This is a genomic window from Mycobacterium venezuelense (genome assembly GCF_054919535.1).
Genome location: NZ_JBONDW010000008.1, coordinates 129,091 through 153,546, shown reverse-complemented (window position 1 = coordinate 153,546; position 24,456 = coordinate 129,091). Strand labels below are relative to the sequence as shown.

12 protein-coding genes are annotated in these 24,456 nt (G+C 68.6%); 10 read left to right on the top strand and 2 right to left on the bottom strand.

The features are described 5' to 3' along the window. Nucleotides 1-43 precede the first annotated feature (43 nt). Nucleotides 44-1,396, top strand: coding sequence for a salicylate synthase (locus tag ACRCUN_RS15300; protein ID WP_462142479.1), 1,353 nt, complete (start codon nt 44-46; stop codon nt 1,394-1,396). A 66-nt stretch (nt 1,397-1,462) separates the two neighbouring features. Here ACRCUN_RS15300 and ACRCUN_RS15295 read toward each other — a convergent pair whose 3' ends face one another. Further along, on the bottom strand, nt 1,463-2,158 hold the full coding sequence (locus ACRCUN_RS15295; protein WP_462142478.1) for a hypothetical protein: 696 nt from the start codon (nt 2,156-2,158) through the stop codon (nt 1,463-1,465). Nucleotides 2,159-2,179: 21 nt separating this feature from the next. Here ACRCUN_RS15295 and ACRCUN_RS15290 point away from each other — a divergent pair, with 21 nt between their 5' ends. Beyond that, on the top strand, nt 2,180-2,797 hold the full coding sequence (locus ACRCUN_RS15290) for a TetR/AcrR family transcriptional regulator (protein ID WP_462142477.1): 618 nt from the start codon (nt 2,180-2,182) through the stop codon (nt 2,795-2,797). Here the strand turns inward: ACRCUN_RS15290 and ACRCUN_RS15285 are convergent. Next, nucleotides 2,784-4,451: a (2,3-dihydroxybenzoyl)adenylate synthase gene (locus ACRCUN_RS15285; protein WP_462142476.1), complete on the bottom strand. Its 1,668-nt coding sequence runs from the start codon at nt 4,449-4,451 to the stop codon at nt 2,784-2,786. The two genes, ACRCUN_RS15290 and ACRCUN_RS15285, sit on opposite strands and share 14 nt — an antisense overlap. 72 nt (nt 4,452-4,523) lie before the next feature. On the opposite strand from ACRCUN_RS15285, the gene ACRCUN_RS15280 reads away from it, so the two are divergent. The 8 genes from ACRCUN_RS15280 to ACRCUN_RS15245 are packed head-to-tail and all read left to right on the top strand — an operon-like array spanning nt 4,524 to nt 24,451. Beyond that, nucleotides 4,524-8,057 (top strand): non-ribosomal peptide synthetase, encoded by a 3,534-nt coding sequence (locus ACRCUN_RS15280; protein WP_462142475.1) that lies wholly within the window; start codon nt 4,524-4,526, stop codon nt 8,055-8,057. Next, nucleotides 8,054-8,803: a thioesterase II family protein gene (locus ACRCUN_RS15275; protein WP_462142474.1), complete on the top strand. Its 750-nt coding sequence runs from the start codon at nt 8,054-8,056 to the stop codon at nt 8,801-8,803. Before ACRCUN_RS15280 ends, ACRCUN_RS15275 begins: the two co-directional genes overlap by 4 nt. After that, nucleotides 8,793-10,127 carry a beta-ketoacyl [acyl carrier protein] synthase domain-containing protein gene (locus ACRCUN_RS15270; protein ID WP_462142473.1) on the top strand — a complete coding sequence of 445 codons (1,335 nt, stop codon included), beginning with the start codon at nt 8,793-8,795 and terminating at the stop codon, nt 10,125-10,127. Before ACRCUN_RS15275 ends, ACRCUN_RS15270 begins: the two co-directional genes overlap by 11 nt. Continuing rightward, on the top strand, nt 10,127-13,123 hold the full coding sequence (gene mbtD, locus ACRCUN_RS15265; RefSeq protein WP_462142635.1) for a mycobactin polyketide synthase MbtD: 2,997 nt from the start codon (nt 10,127-10,129) through the stop codon (nt 13,121-13,123). The genes ACRCUN_RS15270 and mbtD overlap by 1 nt, the downstream gene beginning before the upstream one ends. A gap of 55 nt (nt 13,124-13,178) precedes the next feature. Beyond that, nucleotides 13,179-18,557, top strand: a complete 5,379-nt coding sequence (locus ACRCUN_RS15260) for a non-ribosomal peptide synthetase (RefSeq protein WP_462142634.1) — start codon at nt 13,179-13,181, stop codon at nt 18,555-18,557. After that, on the top strand, nt 18,554-22,945 hold the full coding sequence (locus tag ACRCUN_RS15255; protein ID WP_462142472.1) for a non-ribosomal peptide synthetase: 4,392 nt from the start codon (nt 18,554-18,556) through the stop codon (nt 22,943-22,945). Before ACRCUN_RS15260 ends, ACRCUN_RS15255 begins: the two co-directional genes overlap by 4 nt. Further along, entirely contained in the window at nt 22,942-24,261 is a 1,320-nt protein-coding gene (gene mbtG / locus ACRCUN_RS15250) for an NADPH-dependent L-lysine N(6)-monooxygenase MbtG (protein WP_462142471.1), read from the top strand. The genes ACRCUN_RS15255 and mbtG overlap by 4 nt, the downstream gene beginning before the upstream one ends. Continuing rightward, on the top strand, nt 24,239-24,451 hold the full coding sequence (locus ACRCUN_RS15245) for an MbtH family protein (protein ID WP_067852036.1): 213 nt from the start codon (nt 24,239-24,241) through the stop codon (nt 24,449-24,451). Before mbtG ends, ACRCUN_RS15245 begins: the two co-directional genes overlap by 23 nt. Nucleotides 24,452-24,456: the final 5 nt, after the last annotated feature.

The window sequence follows — 24,456 nt, the reverse complement described above, 5'->3', positions numbered from 1 at the left end:
GTAGTGCGCCTGGTTTACCTAGGTTAGGCTACATTTACTTCCCGTGACGAAGGTCAGTATCGAGACGAGTTCCGACAACGCCGAGTCGATCGAGCTTTCGCTGCCGACCGGTATGAACCCCGTTGACCTGGTGGCTGAACTGGCCCGGGTGCTGCCCGAGCGCGACGGCGAGGACTACGTCGTCTACGAGCGCGACGGCGAGTGGACGCTGGCACTGGGTGTGCGGGCCGTCGTCGAACTCGATTCCGACGAGCTGCGGGTGATTCAGGACGGCGTGGTGCAGCGGCAGGCGTGGACCGGGCGCCCTGGCGCCGCACTCGGTGAGGCCGTCGACCGGTTGCTGTTGGAAACCGACCGGCTGTTCGGGTGGGTGGCATTCGAGTTCGGCACCTACCGCTTCGGATTGCAGGCGCGACTGCAGCCGGGCACTCCGCTGGCCCGCATCCTCTGGCCCCGTACACAATTCGTGGTGTCGGAGGGTCGGATCACGTCGATCGGTGCCGACGACCGCCAGACCGAGGCGCTGCGCGCGGTCCTCGACAACGGCGTGAGCACGACACCGGCGGCCACTGCGGTCGACGTCCGAGAGGACTCGTCCAATTACCGCGACCGGGTCGCTGCGGCCATCGGCGAAATCAACAGCGGTCAATACCAGAAAGTGATTCTGTCGCGGCGCTTCGATGTGCCCTTCGCCGTGGACTTCCCGGCCACCTACCGCGTTGGCCGGCACAACAACACTCCGGCCCGCTCATTCCTGCTGCACCTCAGCGGAATACGGGCGCTGGGCTACAGTCCCGAACTGGTCGCCGCGGTACGTGCCGACGGCACCGTGTTGACCGAACCCCTGGCCGGCACCCGCGCCCTTGGACGTGGCGCCGACAACGACCGGGCTGCCCGCGACGACCTCGAGTCGAACCCGAAAGAGATTGTCGAGCACGCTATTTCGGTCCGTACATCGGTGTCGGAGATCGCCGAGGTGGCCGAGCCGGGCACCGCGGTGGTGCTGGACTTCATGACCGTGCGCGAGCGCGGCAGCGTGCAGCATCTCGGGTCGACCGTCGGCGGGCGGCTGCAGCGCTCGATGGACCGCATGGACGCGCTGGAGACCCTGTTCCCGGCCGTCACCGCCTCGGGCATTCCCAAGGCCGAGAGCGTCGACGCGATCCTGCGACTCGACGAGGCGCCCCGCGGCCTGTATTCCGGTGCGGTAGTGGCTTTCTCGGCTGACGGCGGCATGGATGCGGCTTTGACGCTGCGCGCCTGCTACGAGGCCGACGGCAAGACCTGGCTGCGGGCCGGTGCCGGCATCATCGGCGACTCGACCCCTGACCGGGAGTTCGAGGAGACCTGCGAGAAGCTCACGACTCTCGCGCCGCACCTGGTACCGCGAGCCTGAGTTTTACCGCGGTGTGCCGAGCCCGGGCGCCACTCTGGCGTGACAATCGGCAGCGTGGCCGCACCGTCACAGCCGCAGCAACTGGAAGCTGTAGACGACGATCCAGGATGCCCAGCCAAGCCAGCCGATGAGGCCGATCGGCGCGATGCGGCTCGCGCCGCCGGCGTTGTACGGGCTGGCGGCCGACGATATGAACAACAGGGCCGCGCTCGCGTAACCGAGCCATGCGTGCCACGGCGCGATGAATCCGGTGTCAGCTCCCGCGGCGGTGAAACCAAGCAGTGCGATCGCCAGAAACACCTGGTTGAAGCCGAACAGCACATTGCTCAGGCCCCACAGCCCCGCCGTCGCACTCCGATCCTGACTCGCGGCCGCGGCCATGCCGAAGCGCAGTGCCTCCACGCAGCTGAAGGTCGCGTTCTGCATGATCACTCCGGCGAAGCCCACCAAAGCCCACGCTCTGGCATCACCACCGCCATCCCACAGCACCGCGAGTAGCCCGGCGGCGAACACCGTCGTGAACAGCCACATCGCCGGGGCCAGTACCGACGGCTTCTTCAAAGCGTCGCCGACCGTGGCGAATGACTCTGTCACGTCGCCAATGTTTTTGCCCGCCACCGGCATCGGCAGTCCGCCGCGCACGTAGATGAGGTTGACGACGACCGCGACGAGGACGAACCCGATGCCGCCGAGACCCGCCGCAACGGTGAATTCCATGTCGACCCCCAAATTAGATTTACACTCCTTATATTGAATGATCATCGACACAAATGGAAGGCGGTCATGGCTGAAAGGCGTCGTTACGACTCACTGCGGCGGCTTGCGAAGGCCAAGCAGACGCGGGCCGAAATCGCGGACGCGGCCCGGCGGCTGTTCGTCACGCGGGGCTGGGCGACGACGACCGTGCGCGATGTCGCGCGGGCGGCCGAGGTGTCCGTGCCCACCGTGTACGCGGCGTATCAGAACAAGGCCGGCCTGCTGTGGGCGCTGGTCGACGCCGCGGATCTGTCGGCCGGCTTACCGCAGATGCTCGATGAACTGGAGTCCGGCGCGACCCCGGAGGCACATCTGGCCGCGATGGCCGGATACGACCGGCGGCTGTTCGAGCGGGCCGGCGACCTCATCGCTCTCATCCGCGACGCGGGCCGGACCGAGCCCGACCTGGCGGTCCTTTACCGCCAAGCCCGCCAGGCCGCAGACCAGACCCGCATCCAGGTGTTCTCCGGATGGCCCGACGGCACGCTAGGCGCCGGCCTGGACGTGGCGGAGGCCGTCGATATCTACGCCGCCCTGTGCAACATCGACGTCTACGCGACGCTGACGGTTGAACGCGGCTGGCCGCCCGACCGCGTCGAGCGCTGGTGGAGCGAAGCGCTCGCGCGCGAACTCATCGGTCGGTGAGCTGGCGCAGGATCGCCTTCTTGTCGATCTTGCCGACCGCGGTCGTCGGCAGGCTCGGAACCGGGACCAGGACGTCCGGCTTCGCATGTGCCGCGACACCGCGCTGCTCCAGATGCGTGTGTAGCTCGGCGAGCGTCACCGGCGGACCGGAGAAAACGACGACCGCACAGACCTTTTCGCCCAAGAACTCGTCGGGCAGCGGCACTGCGGCCGCCGACCAGACCGACGGATGCGTCAGCAGGTGCTCTTCCAGATCGAGCGCCGACACGTTCTCGCCGCCACGCACGATCACGTCTTTGACCCGGCCGGTCACTTCGATGTAGCCGGCCAGCGGACCGTCGGCGAACCGCCGGACGCGATCACCGCTGCGGTAGAACCCGTCCGGGCTGAACGAGCGCTCGTTGGCGCTCTCGGCGTTGAAGTAGCCGTTGATCGTGTACGGCCCGCGCACCAGAAGCTCGCCCTCGGCGCCGGGCGCGACCTCGTTGCCTTCGTCGTCGACGATGCGGATCTCGTCATCGGCCGACAATGGCCTGCCCTGCGTCGATTCGAGCACCTCGGCCGGATCGCCGATCCGGGTGTAGTTGAGCAGGCCCTCGGCCATCCCGAACACCTGCTGCAGACCCGGTGTCAACGCGGTACGGACGAGCCTGGCGTCCGGTGCGGCCAGTTTGGCGCCGCCGACTTGCAGCAGCCGTAGCGACTTGGGTGCCAGCGGCTCCCAGTCGCACGCCTGCGCCCACAACTTGGCGAGCGCGGGAACCAGGGCGGTCACGGTGACGCCGTGGCGGTCGATGGCCGCGAACGCCGATTCCGGGCTCGGGTCGGCGGTGAACACTGTGGTGGCGCCGACGCTCAACGCCCCGAGTAGGCCCGGGCAGGCGAGCGGGAAGTTGTGGGCCGCGGGCAGTGCGACGAGATACACGTCGTCGCCGGTCAGCTCGCACAACGCGGCGCTTGCGGTGCAGTTGTAGACGTAGTCCTGGTGCGTGCGGGGGATCAGCTTCGGCGCACCGGTGGTGCCGCCGGACACCAGGAGCAGTGCCGGCGACGCCGGATCGAGAGCGATTACGGGCGGCACGTCCGACGATTCACGAAACACCGCCGACCAGGAAAGGAATTCGGCGGGTTCACCGTCGACGAGCACGTGGCGCACACCGGGGTGCGACTTGACGAGCGCGCGCGCCATCTCCCGATAGTCGAATCCGCCCGCCGTATCGGCGATGACCAACCCTACGGCGTCGCCGACGTCGACGAAGTGCGTGAGCTCGGCGAGCCGATGGCCCGGCAGGCACATGATGGGGATTGCTCCGGCGCGCAGCAGGCCGAACAACGCGACGGCGAACTCCGACGAGTTGGGCAGTTGCACGAGCACACGGTCACCGGGCCGGATCCCGAGGCCTGCGATTCCGGCGGCGGCGCGGTCGGCGAGGGCGTCCAATTCGGCGTAGCTGTAAGACGTCCCGGCATCGGCGACGGCGACGCGATCCGGCCACTCCGCGGCGGCGTCGCGCAGCACCGAATCAAGTAGCCGGTCGGTCCAATACCCCGCCGTCCGGTAGGCCTCGGCACGCTCGGCCGGGCAAGGCGTGAATCCCTGCAGCAATGTCGACTGAGCTGCGGATTCGGATGGCTGGGGAGTGGTCAGAGTCACGACGAGGCACCTCGGGGTAGGCGTATTCGGTCACCCGAATATAGGGTAGCCTCCACGAAGTTAGGACAGCCTGTGCTAATCGTTCGGGAGGCCATTGTGGGCGACGTCGCCGTTGCGAATTCGCAGACCATCAGGGAGGCGGTGGCCGACCTTCTCGGTGTGGACGGCAACGCCGTCGATCCCGACGCCGATCTGATCGGTCAGGGCCTTGACTCCATTCGCATGATGTCACTTGCGGGCCGCTGGCGTCGACAGGGAATCGACATCGATTTCGCGTCGCTGGCCGCGACACCGACGGTGTCGGCGTGGGCCGAGCTGGTGGCCGCACGCACGGCGGCCTCGAATCCCGTTGCTGCCCAGTATGATTCGCCGCACCCGACACGTGATTCCGGTGCCGACCCTGATGCCGGGGAACCCTTCCCGCTGGCGCCGATGCAGCACGCGATGTGGGTCGGGCGCGAAGGCGATCAGCAACTCGGCGGGGTGGCCGGCCACCTTTATGTGGAATTCGACGGCGACGGCGTGGATCCCGAGCGTCTGCAGCGTGCGGCCACGGCGCTCGCCGAACGGCATCCGATGCTGCGGGTCGAGTTCCTGCCGGACGGCACGCAGCGCATCGCCGCGCCGGCTCGCCAGTATCCCGTCACGGTCGAAGACCTGCGCGACGCGTCGCCCGACCAGGTCGCCGAGCGGCTGTCGGTGATCGAGCGCGCCAAGTCCCACCAGCAACTGCACGGTGAGGTTTTCGAACTCACCCTGTCGCTGCTGCCGGGCGGTGCCACCCGGCTGCACGTCGACCTCGAGATGCAGGCCGCGGACGCCATGAGCTATCGCACCCTGATGGCCGATCTGGCCGCGCTGTACAACGGAGCGCAACTGCCGCCCCTCGGCTACACCTACCGCGAATACCGGCTGACGTCTCCGGAGGCGTCCGCCGCGCACGAGGCCGACCGGAAGTGGTGGGCCGAGCGGATCGCCGACCTGCCCGACCCGCCGAGGCTGCCGGTGGTGCCCGTCGCCGAACAGGCCGACCCACACCACACCACGCGTCGCCACCACTGGCTGGATCCCGAGACCCGCGACGCGCTGTACGCCGCGGCACGCAAGCGGGGTATCACCCCGGCGATGGCGCTCGCGGCATCGTTCGCCGACGCCCTGGCCGGCTGGTCGGCCGATTCCCGGTTCCTGCTCAACGTGCCGCTGTTCGGCCGCGAGCAGCGCCACCCCGACGTCGACAAGCTCGTCGGAGACTTCACATCGTCGCTGCTGCTCGGCATCGATCTGGGCGGCACCGCAAACGCGACCGAGCGCGCCAGGGCCGTGCAGGAGACGTTCCACGCCGCCGCGGGACATGCGAACTACCCGGGGTTGTCGGTGTTGCGCGACCTCGGCCGTCATCGCGGCACCCAGGTGCTGGCCCCGGTGGTCTACACGAGCGCGCTGGGCCTGGGCGAGCTGTTCGCGGCCGAGGTCACCGAAACCTTCGGCAAGCCCGTCTGGATCAACTCGCAGGGCCCGCAGGTCCTGCTCGACGCGCAGGTCACCGAATTCGACGGCGGCGTGCTGGTGAACTGGGATGTGCGCGAGGACGCGTTCCGGCCCGGGGTGATCGACGCGATGTTCGCGCGCCACATCGCCGAGTTGCGCAGGCTCGCCACCGACGACACGTCATGGGAGGCGCCGTCGCTGCCGCTGCTGAGCGCATCGCAGCGCGCAGTGCGGGACGCGGCGAACGCGCGGACCGCCGCGCCGACCGGCTATGCGCTGCACGAGGGATTCTTCGCCCAGGCCGCGGCCCGGCCGGATGCCGTTGCGGTGATCGGGTCGGCCGGTGAGCTGACCTATGCCCAGCTGCGTGAGCAGGTGCTCGCCGTCGCGGCCGCGCTGCGGGTCGCCGGTATCCGCACCGGTGAGAGTGTCGCGGTGATGGGCCCCAAGGGGCCCGACCAGATCACCGCGCTGCTCGCGATCCTGGCCGCCGGTGCGGTCTACGTACCGGTCGGTGTCGATCAGCCCGCCGAGCGGGCCGAGCGGATGCTGAAGAACGGCGACGTCCGGATGGCGCTGTTCTGCGGCGACGGGCCGCCCACCTGGTTGCCCGCACTGACCGTTGCCGAGGCCATCCGCGTCGGCTCGCGCGCCGACGAAATCGAGCCGGCGGCAACCGATCCCAACGAGCTGGCCTACATCTTGTTCACATCGGGTTCCACCGGCGAGCCCAAGGGCGTCGAGGTCACCCACGACGCCGCGATGAACACCATCGAAGCGCTCAACGGATACTTCGATGTCGGCCCGGCCGACAGGGTGCTGGCGCTGTCGCATCTGGAATGCGACCTGTCGGTGCTCGATGTGTTCGGCACGCTGACGGCCGGTGCGGCGATCGTGGTCGTCGACGAACGTGAACGCCGCAACCCGGATCACTGGTTCGAGCAGATCAACACGCACGGCGTCACGGTCCTCAACTTCCTGCCCGGCTGGCTGGAGATGCTCGTCGAGGTCGCGGGTTCGGCAAAGACCGGACTAGCGTCCGTGCGGGCGGTGCCCACCGGCGGTGACTGGGTGCGCACGACGATGGTGCGCAAGCTGCAGGCACTGGCACCGGGTGTGCGGTTGGCCGGTTTGGGTGGGGCAACCGAAACCGCCGTGCACGCAACGCTTTACGAGGCTGCCGAGCTACCCGACGAGTGGGCGGCCGTTCCGTACGGCAAACCGTTCGCCAACAACGCTTGCCGCGTGGTCAACGCCGCGGGCGAGGACTGCCCGGACTGGGTGCCGGGTGAACTGTGGTTCGCCGGACGCGGCATCGCGCGCGGCTACCGCGGCAGGCCCGATCTCACCGCCGACCGGTTCGTGACCTACTGCGGCCGGACCTGGTACCGCAGCGGGGATCTCGCGCGGTACTGGCCTGACGGCACGCTGGAATTCGTGGGTCGCGCCGACCACCGCGTCAAGATCAGCGGCTACCGCATCGAACTCGGCGACGTCGAGGCCGCATTGCAGCGACTGCCCGGGGTGCACGCCGCCGTCGCGGCCATCGTCCCCGTCTCCGGAACCGATATGCTCGCCGCCGTCATCGGACGCGACGAGACCACCACCACGGTGGCCGATCTGCGTGCCGGGCTTGCGGAACTCGTTCCGCCGCACATGGTCCCGCGACACTTCGAGCTCGTCGACCAGATCCCGTTCACCGCGGGCGGCAAGACCGACCGCCGCGCGGTGGCCAGGATGCTGGCCGAGGCGGTCGACGGTGCACAGCGCAGCAGTTCCCGCGCGCCGTCGACGGTGCTGGAGCGCGCCCTGGCCACGATCATGGCCGAGTTGCTGGCCGCGACGGAACTCGGTGTCGACGAGGACTTCTTCGAACTCGGCGGCGATTCGGTGCTGGCCACCGCGGCCGTCGCGCGTATTCGGGATTGGCTGGACACGCCGACCGTGATGGTGCCCGACGTCTTCGCGACCAGGACGGTCGAGAAGCTCGCGAGCCGGCTGACGGCGCGGGAGGCGGGGAGTGATCGCCTCGACCAGGTCGCCGAGCTCTATCTGGAGGTTGCCAACATGGACGACGCCGACGTGATGTCCGCACTCGACACCGCCGCGACATCGTGACCGGATCGGATACGCAGCTCACGTTCAAGCCCTGGATCAAGCGGTATCCGGGCGACGACCCGGCGGCCAAACCGACGCTGGTGTTCCCGCACGCAGGTGGAGCTGCCGTGGCCTACCGATCACTGGGGAATGCTCTGGCGGCAGCGGGTTCCGACGCCTACGTGATGCAGTACCCGAAACGCGGCGACCGAATGGCACATCCCGCGCCGGGCACGGTCGACGCCCTCGCGCGTGATCTGTTCGAAGCGGGGGACTGGTCGCAATTGGGCCCGCTGCGGCTGTTCGGACATTGCATGGGCGCCGTGGTGGCCTTCGAGTTCGCGCGGGTCGCCGAGCTCAACGGCGTCACGGTGGACGCGCTGTGGGTTTCGGCGAGCGAGGCGCCATCGGCGGTGGCCGCGTCGCCTGCGCTGCCGATGGCCGAATCGGAGATCATCGCCGAGATGGTCGATCTCGGTGGCACCGATCCGCAGTTGCTCGCCGACGAGGACTTCGTCGAACTGCTGCTCATGGCGGTGCGTGCTGACTATGAGGCCTTCAACCGTTACGCGTGCGACACCGACGTGACGATCGCGGCCGACATCTACGCGGTCGGCGGCGAACGTGATCACCGCATCAGCGAGGGCATGTTGCGGCGCTGGGAGATTCACACCGGCGGCGCGTTCACGCTCTCGATGTTCGACGGCGGCCACTTCTTCATCAACGAGTACACCGAGGACGTGGCGGAGCTTGTCAATGAGCTCTAGCGGCCAGGTGCCCCACCCCGATGCCACCGACCCGGTGGTGATCGTGGGGATGGCACTGGAAGCGCCCGGCGGTATCGACACCGCTGACGATTACTGGGCGTTGCTGTCCGAACAGCGCGAGGCACTCGGTCGGTTCCCGGCAGACCGCGGTTGGGCGATCCGTGACCTGCTGGAGGGATCACGCCGCGACGGGTTCAAACCCATTCACGATCTCGGTGGATTCCTGTCCAGCGCAGCGGCATTCGACCCCGCGTTCTTCGGAATCTCACCGCGCGAGGCGGTCGCGATGGACCCGCAGCAGCGGGTCGCGCTGCGCATGGCGTGGCGAGCACTGGAGAACAGCGGCATCAATCCCGACGACCTCGCGGGCCACGACGTCGGCTGCTACATCGGCGCGTCGTATCTGGAGTACGGTCCCGAACTCGCCGAATTCTCCCACCACAGCGGCCATCTGATCACCGGAACATCGCTGGGCGTGATCTCGGGGCGCATCGCGTACACGCTCGACCTGGCGGGGCCCGCGCTGACCATCGACACATCGTGCTCGTCGGCGCTGACCGCTTTCCACACCGCGGTCGGGGCGGTGCGGGCCGGCGACTGCGACATGGCCCTGACGGGCGGGGTCTGCGTGATGGGCACGCCCGGGTACTTCGTGGAATTCTCCAAGCAACACGCGTTGTCCGACGACGGACACTGCCGTCCCTACAGTGCACACGCCAGCGGCACCGTGTGGGCCGAAGGCGCCGCAATGTTCGTATTGCAACGTAGATCGGCTGCGATACGCGACCATCGCCGCATCCTGGCTGAGGTTCGCGCCACGACCGTCAACCAAGACGGCCGGACCACCGGGCTGACGGCACCGAGTGGCGCCGCGCAGCACCGGCTGTTCAGCAAGGCGATCGAGCAGGCTGGGGTGCGGCCCGAGGACGTCGGCATGATCGAAGGCCACGGCACCGGAACCCGCCTCGGCGACCGCACCGAACTGCGATCGCTGGCGCAGACCTACGGGGCCACCGATCCCGGCGCGGGCGCGCTGCTGGGCTCGGTGAAGTCCAATGTGGGCCATTCGCAGGCCGCCGCCGGTGGACTGGGCCTCGCCAAGGTTCTGATCGCGGCGCAGCATGCGGCGATCCCGGCCACCCTGCACGTCGATGAGACTAGCCGGGAAATCGACTGGGAATCACAGGGTTTGCGCTTGGCGACCAAGTTGACGCAGTGGCCTGCGGTGAACAACGAGCGGATCGGCGCGGTGTCAGCGTTCGGGATGAGCGGAACGAATGCACATGCGATCGTCGCGGTGCCCGATGAGGGTGAGGCCGCGTGATGGTGGCCCTACCCGACGGACGTCTTCCCGTTCTGCTCAGCGCGCATGTCGAAGATCTTCTGGCCAAGGACGCCGCGGCGATCCTCGCGTACCTGGACACGCACCCGGCCGCCGACGTGACAGATGTGGCGGCCACCCTGCTGACGACCCGACGACTGCGGCGCCACCGCGCGGCGATCCGGGCCGCCGACCGCGCGGAACTCACCGAAGCGCTGCGGGCTCTCGCCGACGGCAGCGAGCATCCGCTGATGATCCGGTCCTCGGGAAACCCGACGCAGCCGGGCTCGGCATCGCGGATCGCCTTCGTGTTCCCCGGGCAGGGCAGCCAGTGGCCGTCGATGGGCGTGGAGGCCTACGGCCGACTGCCGGAATACCGGGCCGAGGTCGACCGGTGCGCCGGGGAGTTCGCCGCCTCAGGAGCGGCCTCGCCTCTGGACTACCTGCTGGCCGACCCGCATGCCGGGGTCACCACCAACGACTTCTCGCAGATCCAGATTCAGGGTGCGCAGTTCGTGCACGGCGTCGCGCTGGCGCGGGTCTGGCGGTCATGTGGGGTATTGCCCGACATCACCGTCGGCCACAGCCTCGGCGAGATCGGCGCGGCGTACGTGGCGGGCAGCATCACGCTGACCGAGGCCGTCGCGGTGGTCATCGCCCGCGCCACCGTGCTCGAACGGCTCACCGGCCCGTATCGCGTTGCGGTACTCGGCATCACGCCGGACGAGGCCGCCGAGGTGGTTGCGGCGACACCGGGCTGGCTGGAGGTCTCCGTCGTCAACTCCCCGTCGTCGGTAGCGGTTTCGGGGGAGACCGCGGCTGTCACGGCGGCGGTGCGCACCGTCGCGGAGCGGGGTGCGTTCGCCAAGGAAATCGAGATGTGGTTCCCCGCGCACACCACGGCACTCGACTCAGCGCGTCCCGAGCTCGAATCGCTGCTCCCCGCCGGGCAATTCGCCGATACTCCGGTGCAGTTCATCGGCTCGGCCACCGCCGATGTCGTGACGGCAGGCACCGACTTCGCCGACTACTGGTACACCAACCTACGCAGCACTGTCCGGTTCGATCGGGCGGTGACCAAAGCAGCCCGCCGCAAGGCGCGAATCTTCGTCGAGCTGTCAGCGCATCCGGCACTGCTGTTCGCCATGGGCGACCTCCTCGACGAATCGGCCGACCTGTCCGGCGGACCGGTCGTGATGGTGGGCTCGGGCCGCCGCGATGAACCGCTGACTGACCGTCTCTCCGCCAACATCGTCTCGGTGGCACTGGCCGATCCGGGCTACCGCTGGGACGATCTGCTGCCCGGTCGGCCAATGCCGTTACGGGACTTCCCGTTCGCTCCCATGCGCACCGAGCATCTGTGGGCGCACCCGGATCCGCTGGAACCGGTCGCCGGTCTGACGATCGCCGTCGAGGACTGGCAGGAGATGACGCAGCCGGTCCGCAATGGTGCGCGCCGGGCCGCGGTACTGGAACTCGAAGAAGGTACGGACGTGGCTGCGGCGCTGCGATCCGCGGTCGACCGCCACGACGGTGTGACCGCGGCCGAACCGGCGGACGCGGACCTGCTCATCGTCGTCGCACCCACGCCGGCCGGATCCGACGTGGTCGAGACCGCCGAGGAGCTGAGCCGGCGCATCGGGGACGGACTGCTGCGGTACGTCGACGCGATCACGCCGAACACCCGCGACGTCTGGCTGGTCACCGTAGGCGAATCGACCGACCGCGCACCGCTGCCCGCGGCGATGGCACTTGCCGCGATGCACCGCAGCATCGGCTTCGAGCACCCCGACCAGAACTTCGGACAACTCGACGTGCCGGGCGGCCTTGACGACGCTGCCGCGACGGCGGCCGTCACCGCACTCCTCGGTGAGGCCGGCGATATCGCGGTGCGCGACGACGGCTCTGGCCCCACGCTGTGGCGGCGCTCGATGCGCCACGAGTCGTCGGGCGAGGCATCGTGGTCGGCCGACTCCGGGATCCTCGACAACGTGGTGATCACCGGCGGTGCCGGTGCGGTCGGCCTGCACTATGCCCGCCGGCTCGCCGAGCTCGGTGCCCGGCGCATCGTGCTCCTGAGCCGCCGCGGACTCGACGACGGTCGCCTCGCGGAGCTGGCTGCACACCACGACGTCGAAATAGTGGCGCCCCGCTGCGATCTCACCGACACCGCACAGGTTTCGGCCACCGCCGCCCAACACGCCGGCAGCGCAGCATCGTTGGTGATTCACGCGGCGGCCGCGGCCACGATAACGCCGAGCCGGGAGTTGACGGCGCAGGCGACGTCGGAGACGTTCGGGGCCAAGGTGGCCGGAATCGCCAACCTCGTCGAGACGTGGCCACTGCGCGAAGACACCCGGATCGTGTTGTGCTCGTCGGTATCCGGGTTGTGGGGTGGCCACGGCCATGCCGCCTACGCCGCTGCGAACCGGTTGCTCGACGTCATGGCAGCACAGCTGCGTGCCCAGGGCCGCCGCTGCACTGCCGTGCGCTGGGGGCTGTGGCCGGGTGCCGGGATCATCGATGCCGAGGAGATCACCCGGGTCGAGCGGGCCGGCCTCATGGCCATGGCGCCCGACCTGGCAGTGGAAGCGAGCCTGCGCGATTACCGGGCCGATCCGCTGATTTTCACGGCGGAACCCGCGCGGCTTGCGACATTCTTGGGCGGCTGGCCGGATGCGGAATCGACCGCTCAGCGCTCGGCCGGCACCAACCGCGCCGCCACAGTCTCGATCGACACGGCCGGCATGGACACCACCGGCGCGGTGCGCGTCGCGTTAGGGTCTGTGCTGAAACTGTCCGACACATCGGGACTGGATCTCGACGCGTCGTTGCTCGACCTCGGAGTCGACTCGCTGCTGGCGCTCGACCTGCGCAAGAAGCTCAAGAAAGCCACCGGGCAGTCTGTGCCGCTGGCCACCATTCTCGGCGGCGTCACCGCCACCGAGTTGATCGAGCACCTGGAAAGACCTGAAAAGGAAGCATTTTCGCGTGACTGATATTGCAGCTGCCGAATCGGGCACGACCCGCACCTCCGACGCTCGCCTGGAGTTGATGCGGCGCAAGCTCGCCGAGCGCGGTCTGGCGTCCGCTGTCGGGCACGCCGATGATGCCGTACCGGCAGTCGACCCAACGGCCCTCTCGGACGGCCAGCGCCGGATGTGGTTCGTGCAGGGCTTCGACCCCAGCGGCGTGCTGCTCAACGTGAGCCTGTCCTACCGGCTCACCGGAGAGGTCGACGCCGAGCGCCTGCACAACGCACTCAACGCGGTAGCTCAGCGCCACCCGATTCTGCGGACGACCTACCGAGCCGACGAGAACGGCGAGCCGCGCGCGACGGTGCACGAGGATTTGACACCCGCGTGGACCACGCACGATCTGTCCGACAAGTCCGAGCGCGCGCGCAAGCTGCGGCTAGAAGTGCTGGCCCAGCGCGAGTTCGGCACGGCCTTTGACCTCAGCACGGACTCGCCGTTGCGAATCACCCTGATCAAGACCGGTCCGGCAGAGCACGTGATGTTGCTGGTAGCCCATCACATCGCCTGGGACGACGGCTCGTGGCGCGTGTTCTTCACCGACCTGACCCGGGCCTACTCCGGTGTCGCGCTGCCCGAAACGCCACGTGCCGTTGCCGCTCCTGCCGACACCGCCGGCGAGGATCTGGCCTACTGGCGCGAGGTGATGGCGAATCCGCCTGAGCCACTTGAGCTTCCCGGGCCAGCTGGGTCCATCGTGCCGACGGGCTTTCGCTCGCAACGCACCACGCTCCCGCTTTCGGCCGATACGGTCGAGAAGGTTTCGGCGTTGGCGCGCGAGACCGGCGCCACGCCCTACATGGTGCTCCTGGCGGCATTCGGCGCGCTGATCAAGCGCTATACCCACACCGACGACTTCCTGGTGGCCACGCCGGTGCTCAACCGGGAGACCGACGAGACGATCGGCTACTACGGCAACACGGTCGCGATGCGCATGCGGCCCGATGGCGGCGCGGGCTTCCGCGATCTGGTCGTGCAGACGCGCGACACCGCGCTCGGCGCGTTCGCCCACCAGCGGGTCAATCTGGACCGCGTGGTGCGCGAGCTCAACCCGGACCGGCGGCACGGCGCCGAGCGCATGACCCGCGTGAGCTTCGGCTTCCGCGAACCCGACGGCGGTGGCTTTAGCCCCGACGGCGTGACGTGCGAACGTGCGGAACTGCGCGGACATTTCACGCAGTTGCCGCTCGGTTTCATGGTCGAGTGGGACCCGACGGGCGCGGTCGTCGAGGCCGAGCACCTGACCGAGGTGCTGGACGCCGACTTGGCCGCCCAGATGCTGCGGCACTTCAAGGTGTTGCTGGACAACGCACTGGCCGAACCGGACCGGCCGCTGTCGCGCCTGGAGCTGTTCACGGCCGAGGACGCCGATTGGATGCGATCGGTCGTCGCCGGTGAGGAGTTCGCCACCCCGGCAACCACATTGACCGCATTGGTGTCCGAGCAGGCGGCCCGCACACCCGACGCGACGGCCGTGGTCTACGAGGGGCGTCACTACAGCTACCGCGAGATCAACGAGTCGGCCAACCGATTGGCGCACTGGCTGATCAAGCAGGGTATCGGTACGGAAGACCGCGTTGCGGTGCTGCTGGAGAAGTCGCCCGAGCTCGTCATCACCGCGGTGGGGATCCTCAAGGCCGGTGCGGTGTATCTGCCGGTCGACCCCACGTATCCGGAGGACCGCCTCACCTACATCCTTGAGGATTCCGACCCGAAAATAGTGCTGCGCGAACCGGTCACCGGACTGGAGAACTATCCTGCCACCGACCCGACCGACGCCGAGCGGGTCCGGCCGTTGCACCCGGACAACACCGCCTACCTGATCTACACCTCGGGTTCGACCGGGCTGCCCAAGGGCGTGCCGGTTCCGCACCGACCGATCGCGGAGTACTTCGTGTGGTTCGGCGGCGACTACAACGTCACCAACGACGACCGCCTGCTTCAGGTCGCCTCACAGAGCTTCGACGTGTCGATCGGTGAGATCTTCGGCATGCTCGCCGCGGGTGCCCGCCTCGTCATCCCGAAGCCCGGCGGTCTGGCCGACATCGGCTATCTCACCGAGCTGTTGCGCAACGAAGGCATCACCTCGATGCACTTCGTGCCGTCGCTACTCGGACTGTTCCTGTCCCTGCCCGGGGTGAACGAGTGGCGCACGCTGCAGCGCGTGCCGATCGGCGGCGAGGCGCTGCCGGGCGAGATCGCCGACAAGTTCCACGCGACGTTCGACTCGCTGTTGCACAATTTCTACGGCCCGACCGAGACCGTGCTCAACTGCACGAGGTACAAGGTCGAAGGTAAACAGGGTGCGCGCATCGTGCCCATCGGCACCCCGAAGATCAACACCACGATCCACCTCCTCGACGATGCGCTGCAGCCCGTACCGGTCGGTGTGATCGGCGAAATCTACATCGGCGGAACGCATGTCGCTCACGGCTACCACCGCAGGCCCGGGCTGACCGCCGAGCGGTTCGTGGCCGACCCGTTCAATCCTGGTGGCCGGCTGTATCGGTCGGGGGATCTCGCGCGGCGCAACGCCGACGGCGACATCGAGTTCGTTGGCCGCGCCGACGAACAGGTCAAGATCCGGGGATTCCGCATCGAACTGGGCGAGGTGTCGGCGGCCATCTCGGTCGACCCGTCGGTCGGCCAGGCCGTCGTGGTGGTCAGCGATCTGCCGACCATCGGCAAGAGCCTGGTCGCCTACATCACGCCCGCCGCCGATGCCGAGCGCGTCGAGATCGACCGGATCCGGGCCAGGGTCACCGCCGCGTTGCCCGAGTACATGATCCCCGCGGCCTACGTGGAGCTCGACGAGATCCCGATCACCGCGCACGGCAAGATCGACCGGCGGGCGCTGCCCGAACCGGAGATCAAGTCCGCCACCGTGTTCCGCGAACCACGCACTGACACCGAGCGCGCCGTCGCGACTCTGTTCGCCGAACTGCTGGATCGCGACCGGGTAGGCGCCGACGACTCGTTCTTCGATCTCGGCGGGCATTCGCTGCTGGCCACGAAGCTCGTCGCGGCGGTGCGGGCGCGGTTCGGCGTAGACGTCGGCGTGCAAGACATCTTTGAACACGCCACGGTGTCGGGTTTGTCCGCGCATGTCGAGTCGCTGCTTGCCTCTGGCGCCACGACCGGACGGCCCGCGATCGTCGCGGTGCCGCACGACGGACCCCTTCAGATGTCGGCCGCTCAGCTGCGGCAGTGGTTCCAGTTCCGCATCGACGGCCCCAACCCCGTCAACAACGTGCCGTTCGCGGCGCGGCTGACCGGGCCGTGCGACGTCGATGCCCTGATCGCGGCAGTCAACGACGTGGTCGACCGGCACGAGATCCTGCGCACCACCTACCGCGAAATCGACGGTGCGCCATACCAGATCGTGCACGCGAGCGCACCGCTGACCGTGCGACGGGCCCGCGGCACCGGGGAAGAGTGGCTGCAAGGCGAACTCGACGCCGAACGCAAGTACTGCTTCGACCTCGAGGCCGACTGGCCCATCCGCGCCGCGGTGCTGTCCACCCCCGATGCGCACGTACTGTCGCTCGTCGTCCACCACATCGCCGCCGACCACTGGTCGGGTGCGGTGCTGTTCACCGACCTACTGACGGCCTACCACGCCCGCCGGGCAGGACAGCCGGTCGAGCTCGCCCCGCTGCCCGTGCAGTACGCGGATTTCGCGGCCTGGCAGGCTGAGCTGCTGTCGGGCGAGGACAGCTCGGTCGACGAACAACGCGAGTATTGGACCAAACAGCTGGCCGGTCTGTCCGAAGACAACGGTCTGGAGCCCGATTTCCCCCGACCCCCGGTGCCCACCGGTGAGGGTGAGGCGTTCGACTTCAGCATCGACGCGGCCACCCGTGACAAGTTCGTCGAGCTCACCCGCGAACTCGGCGTCACCGAGTTCATGCTGTTACAGGCAGCGGTCGCGATCGCGCTGCACAAGGCAGGGCAGGGCAACGACATACCGCTCGGCACGCCGGTGGCCGGACGCACCGCGCCCGAACTCGATGCGCTGATCGGCTTTTTCATCAACATCGTCGTGCTGCGCAACGACCTGTCCGGCAACCCGACGCTGCGCGAAGTGCTGCGGCGGTCGCGGGAGATGGCACTGGCCGCGTACAAGCATCAGGATCTGCCGTTCGACCGGGTGGTCGATGCGGTGAGCCCCGTGCGATCGCTGTCGCGCAACCCGCTCTTCGGCGTCGTCGTGCACGTGCGAGAGGATCTGCCGACCGGCCAGGTGATCGATTCCGGCGATGGCGGTGAAACCCGTTTCACCGCATTGGAACCCACGTTCGACGTGGCACACGCCGACCTGTCGCTGAACTTCTTCGCCGAAGCGGGCGCAGGTTACAAGGGCACCGTCATCTACCGGACCGAGCTCTACGAGGCGGCGACCGCGCAACGCCTCGTGGGCTGGCTGAAGCGCATCGTCGAAGCATTCGCAACCAACGCCGACGTGACGTTGCGCGACATCGCCGTCATCGATGAGGCCGAACGCGCGCGAGTGGTCGACGACTGGAGTCGCAAGGCGGTGCCGCCTGCCGGATTGCCGCAGACGCAGGGGGCGACGAACGTCTACGTCCTCGACGAATGGCTTGACCCGGTGGCCGTCGGCGTCGTCGGAGATGTCTATTACGCGGGCGGCGCGGTGGACGAGGCAGCTGGCAAGGCAACGGGTGCCAGCGCAAAGCGCTTCGCGCCCAATCCCTTTGGTACCGGCCAGCTGTACCGCACGGGGGACCGCGCCCGCTGGACCGCCGACGGCCGGCTTGAGCCCATCGTGGCGGGCGAGCCCCGGCTGCAGGCAGCACTGGAGGCCGTCGACGGTGTCGTCGCAGCGGCCACGCGGACCTGGGCGGGGCGCGGTGCGCCGATTCTGGCCGGCTATGTGGTGCTCGACCCAGCAGTAGCGGACCGGGCCGCATTCGTCGAAACCGTGCGGGCTGGGCTGCCCGAGGAACTCGCCCGTGCGGCGATCACGGTGGTCGACGACATCGCCCCGGACACCCTGACCCGGCCCCAGGTCGGCAGCACGGCGCCGAGCGAGCCGCCGAGCACACCGACCGAACAAGCCTTGGCCGCCATGCTCGTCGAGTTGCTCAGCGTGAGCGAAGTGGGTCGCTACGACGACTTCTTCACGCTCGGTGGGGACAGCATCCTGGCAGTGCAACTCGCGGCGCGGGCGCGCGACGCCGGTATCGCGATGACGGCACGGATGGTGTTCGAGCATCCCGAACTGGCCGACCTGGCCGCGGCCGTCGACGCCGCAGTGGACACCGGGGACACCTCCGGCGACACCCGCCACGCCCCGATGGCTGCGTCCGGCCTGTCGGCCGACGAACTCGCGGCGCTGACCGCCGGCTGGGGACAAACCCAAGACGGGACACCATGACATCAACCGGAACACCGCCCGGTGTCGACGACGTCCTGGCGCTCAGCCCCCTGCAACAGGGGCTGTACTCACTGGCGGGTCTGACCGAGGGCGACGAAAGCGCCGACCCGTACGTGATCGCCATGGCCGCCGACGTCGAGGGCCACGTGGACGCCGCGCTGCTGCGGGCGTGCGCCGAGGCGATGCTCGTGCGTCATCCCAACTTGCGGGCCAGCTTCTTCCAAGGCAACCTCAGCCGCCCGGTCGCCGTCGTCCCGACTGCGATCGAGCTGCCCTGGCGGCACGTGACCGCCACTGCCGATGAGGCCGTCGCGATCGAAGCCGAGGAGCGCGGCAGGCGATTCGATCTCGGTCGGGGACCGTTGATCCGGTTCCTGCTCATCGAAAAGCCCGGGCTGCAGTGGCGTCTGGTCGTCGTCGCCCATCACATCGCGATCGACGGCTGGTCGTTGCCGGTGTTCGTCGGCGAGTTCATCACGCTGTACGCAGCCAAGGGTGACGTGACCGTCTTGTCGGATTCGCCGCGCCCGTACCGCGATTACATCGGCTGGCTGGCCGGCCGCGACCAGGAGGTGAGCCGCGCCCGCTGGCGTGTGCACCTGGAAGGCCTCGACGGTCCGACGTTGCTGTCACCGGCGCTGGCCGGCCGGGAAGCGCAGCCGGGACTGCCCGCGCGCACCGAGGTGACCCTCGACGAGCAGCGGTCGGCAGCGATCTTCGACGCCGCCCGAGCCAGGGGCGTCACGGTCAACACGTTGTTCCAGATGGCCTGGGCGGCGGTCCTTTCGGCATTCACCGACCGCACCGATGTGGTGTACGGCGTGACGGTGTCCGGCAGGCCCGACGAATTGTCGGGCGTCGAGACGATGGTCGGGTTGTTCATCAACACGGTTCCGCTGCGGGTCCGGGTCGACCCGTCCGAGCGGGTCGGGCGCCAGTGCATTGCGCTGCAGCGTGAAGCCGCCGAACTCCGCGACCACAGCTATCTGAGCCACACCGAGCTGCGATCGCTCGGCGGTATCGGCGAGCTCTACGACACGTTGCTGGTGTACGAGAACTTCCCACCCGGTGGTCTGGTGGGCAGCGACGAATTCAACCTCGACGGTGCGGTGTTGCGACCCTCGGCGTTGGAAAGTCTGTCGCATTTCCCGGTGACCATCGCCGCACACCCCACGCACGGCCGACTCACGGTCCTCGTCGAAACCCTCGACGGCGCACTGGGAATGCTCGACCCCAGGACACTGGGCCAGCGGGTACTGGCCGTCGTCGAGCGTCTGCTCGAGGGCTGGGATCGGCCACTGCGCGAGGTTGCCGTCACCCTCGACGACGAAGCCCGGGCGGCTGTCCCGGTCGATGCGACCCGGCCGCGGGGCGGCTTTCACACCGCCTTCACCGACGCGGCCGCACAGCGCCTCGGCTCGATCGCATTGAGTTGGGACGGCGGCGAACTCAGCTACCGCGAGCTCGACGAGGCCGCCGACCGGTTGGCTGCCGAGCTCAACCGCCGCGGCGTGCGCGCCGAGACTCCGGTGCCGATCCGGCTGGGCCGCGGACCCGGTTACGTCGTCGCGATGCTCGCCGTGCTCAAGGCGGGCGGGTTGATCGTGCCGCTCGATCCCGCGATGCCGGACGAGCGTGTGCACGAGGTCGTCCGCCAGACGAAGGCCACGCTCATCGTCGACGACGAGTTGCTCGCGGCTGCCGATTCCACGTCCGAGCCGCCTGCCGACTACCGGCCCGCACACGTGCACCCCGGCCAGGGCGCCTACATCGTCTTCACCTCGGGTACGACGGGTAAGCCCAAGGGAGTCATCGGAACTCACCAGGCGCTCCTGTCCTATGCCGCCGACCATGCGCGACACGTGCTGCGGCCCGCGGCCGAACGGGTCGGCCGTCCGCTTCGGGTGGCCCACGCATGGTCGTTCACGTTCGACGCGGCGTGGCAACCGTTGGTCGCGCTGCTCGACGGGCACAGCGTCCACATCGTCGGCGACGACGTGCAGCGTGACGCCGAAGCGGTCGTCGAGACCATCGGGCGCTACGCGATCGACATGATCGACACCACGCCGTCGATGTTCACCCAGCTACGGGCGGCCGGCCTGCTCACCACGGTGCCGTTGGCCGTGCTGGCGCTCGGCGGCGAGGCGATCGACACCGCGGCCTGGCACGCGATCCAGGCCGAGTGCGAACGCACCTGGATGTCGGCGCACAACTGTTACGGCCCGACCGAGACGACGGTCGAGGCGGTGGTCGCGGCGATCCCCGACCACCCGCAACCCTGCATCGGCCATCCCACCGATTCGACCGCGGCCTATGTGCTCGACAGCTGGCTGCGTCCGGTTCCCGACGGTGTCGCCGGTGAGTTGTATCTGGCGGGTGGACAACTCACCCGCGGTTACATCGGCAGGCCGGGGGAGACCGCGGGTCGGTTCGTCGCCGACCCGTTCAATCCGGGCGCGCGGATGTACCGGACCGGCGACTTGGTGCGCCGAAACCCCAGTGGTGCGATCGAGTTCTTGGGCAGGAGCGACGATCAGGTCAAGATCCGCGGCTTCCGGGTCGAGCCGGGCGAGGTGGCTGCGGCGCTGCATCGCCACCCGGGCGTCCGTCACGCCCACGTGGCGGTCCGGCGGCACCGAAGCGGACCGCGCCTGACCGCGTACGTCGTCACCGACACCGCGGTGGCCGAGCTGCGCCGCATGCTGACCGCCACGCTGCCGAGATACCTGGTGCCACACCACATTCTGCTGGTCGACGAGATCCCGCTGACCACCAACGGCAAGGTCGACGATGGCGCGCTGGCATCCGTCGATGCCGGGCGGCAATCCGATCGGTTCGAGGGGCCGGCGACCGACACCGAGAAGGTGGTCGCCGAGGTGCTGGCCGAGGTGCTCGACACCGCGCACGTCGATGTCACCGCCGACTTCCTCGACCTCGGCCTCGACAGCATCGTGGCGTTGTCGGTCGTACAGGCGGTCCGGCGCCGCGGCCTGGTGCTGCGGGCGCGGCTCATGCTCGACTGCTCGACGGTTCGCGAGCTGGCCGCGGCGATCGACTCCGACGAGATCGGCGTCGAGGAGTTCGAGGACGAGTCGGGTCCGATCCCGTTGTTGCCCAACGGATGTTGGCTCTATCAATACGGTGATCCGCGCCGCCTCGCGCAGACCGAGGCGTTCCGGCTGCCCGATGGCGCCACCCGCGATCAGCTGGAAGCCTTGCTGCGCAACATCATCGACGGGCACGAGGTGTTGCGGACCCGGCTGGACCGCGTCACCAGGACGCTCGTCGCGTCACCGCCGCGAGACGTCCTCACGGAGGTCGCGGTTTCGGGTGATCTGACCGCGGCCGTGTCCGAACAGGCCAAGCTCTCGGTCGAGCGCATCGATCCTCAACAAGGTTCGATGCTCGACGCGGTGTGGCTGCGCCACCCCGACACCGGCGGCGGTGTGCTGATCCTGACCGCCCACGTGCTGGCTCTGGATCCCGCGTCCTGGCGAATCATGGTGGGTGAGCTCGAAACGACCTGGCACGCACTGGCTTCCGGACGCAAGCCGGCACCGGTGCGGGAGCACACGTCGTTGCGGCAATGGTCACGACTGCTGGCCGAACGGGCGCTCAAGCTCGACACCTGTGACTTCTGGCAGCGCCAATTCGTCGGCGACGACCCGAACATCGGTGCGCGACGCGTCGACCCGGCCACCGACCGGATGGGCGCCATCACGATCGAGATGATGTTCGCCGAACCCGACGTGACCGCGCGCGTGCTCACCGGACCGGTGCCGGTGACCGAGGTGCTGGCCGCGGCGACGGCTCGCGCCATGACCAACTGGCGCAGACATCGCGGGCAGCCGACACCGGCCCCGCTGTTGGCGTTGGAGACCTATGGCCGGTCCGATGCGGTGGTGTCGGCCGGGCTCGGCGAGGACGCCCGTGAGATCGACACCGGCGACACCGCCGGACTGTTGAGCATGATCTATCCGCTGCGGTTGACGTCCGACGATGCGCGCGGTGTCGCCGACCTGGTGGCCGCCATCCCGGGTGACGCGATCGACTACGGGCTGCTGCGCTATCTGCGTGAGGACACCGCCGAGCGGCTTGGCGCCAACCCGGAGCCTCAGGTGCTGCTCAACTATCTGGGCCGGATCGAACTGGATTCGGCAGACCATGCCCTACTGCAAGACCGGGCTCTGCTGGCCGGTGTCACACCGGTTCCCGAGCCCAACGTCGCGGTGCGCCACGAACTGACCATCATGGCCGCGGTGATCGACCGCGACGGGGCGGCGGTGCTCGGCGCGCAGTGGCGAACGCTGCCAGACATCCTGTCCGCTGCCGATGTCGCCACCTTGCAGGCGATGTGGCTGGACGCGTTGCGAGAGGTGATCGAGTGAGTGCCACAACCGGGACCCTTGCCGTCATCGGCGCCGGCCCGAAAGCCATCGCCGTCGCGGCCAAGGCTGCCGAGCTTCGGGCGATGGGCGTGCCGGCGCCGGAGGTCGTCGTCGTCGAACGTGCCGGTGTCGCAGCCAACTGGCAGGCCGTCGGCGGCTGGACCGACGGACAGCACCGCCTTGGCACCAGCCCCGAGAAAGACGTCGGCTTCCCGTACCGCTCGTCGCTCGTGCAGCGCCGCAACGCCGAACTCGACGAGCGCATGATGCGCCACAGCTGGCAGTCCTATCTGATCGACATCGGGCAGTTCGCGGAGTGGATCGATCGGGGCAGGCCGGCGCCGACGCATCGCCGGTGGAGCCAGTACCTGAACTGGGTGGCCGACAACATCGGCATGGACGTGGTGTCGGGCGAGGTGACCGAGATCGGCGTCGACGACGATCAGCAGTCATGGGTGCTGCGGACCCACGAGACCACGGTGACCGCGGGAGCGGTCATGGTGACCGGGCCCGGGCAGGCCGAGAAGGCCATCCTGCCCGGCAATCCGCGCGTGCTGTCGATCGCCCAGTTCTGGCACCGAGCGGCGGCTCAGGAACTCATCTCGGCCGAACGGGTGGCTGTCATCGGCGGTGGTGAAACCGCGGCAACCATGCTCAACGAGCTGTTCCGCCATCGGGTTTCGACGATCACCGTGATCTCGCCGCAGGTCACGCTGTTCACGCGTGGCGAGGGTTTCTTCGAGAACGCCCTGTACTCCGATCCCACCCACTGGGCGGGTCTGACGTTGGCTGAGCGTCGTGACGCGATGAACCGCACCGACCGCGGGGTGTTCTCGGCGCGGGTCCAGGAGGCATTGCTCGCCGACGACCGGATCCGGCATCTGCGCGGCCGGGTCGCACACGCCGTGGCGCGCGACGAGAAGATCCGGCTGACGCTGCAAACCGACCGGGGCAGCGAACGGTTGGAGACGGTGCACGGGTTCGACCTCGTGATCGACGGATCGGGCGCCGACGCCCTGTGGTTCGTCCCGTTGCTCGCCCAGGACGCCCTCGACATGCTGGAACTCGGTCTCGGCTCGCAGTTGACCGGCGACACCCTGCAGGAGTCGATCGGCTACGACCTCGCGGTCACCGGCGTCACGCCCAAGCTGTTCCTGCCGGGGCTCGCGGGCCTGAACCAGGGACCCGGTTTCCCCAACCTCAGCTGCCTGGGACTGCTGTCCGACCGGGTGCTGGGCGCCGACCTCGGAATTGACCCGGCCATGGCCGCCGCTCGAACGATCAGGAGTACCGATGAGCAGCAATCCCTTCGATGACGAGAACGGCACGTTCTACGTGCTGGTGAACAACGAGGAGCAGCACAGCCTCTGGCCGGCGTTCGCCGACGTTCCGGCCGGCTGGCGAGTGGTCTTCGGTGAGAGCACGCGCGCCGACTGCCTGGCCTACGTGGAAGAAAACTGGACCGACCTGCGGCCCAAGAGCCTGCGCGACGCGATGGCCGACTGAGCGGT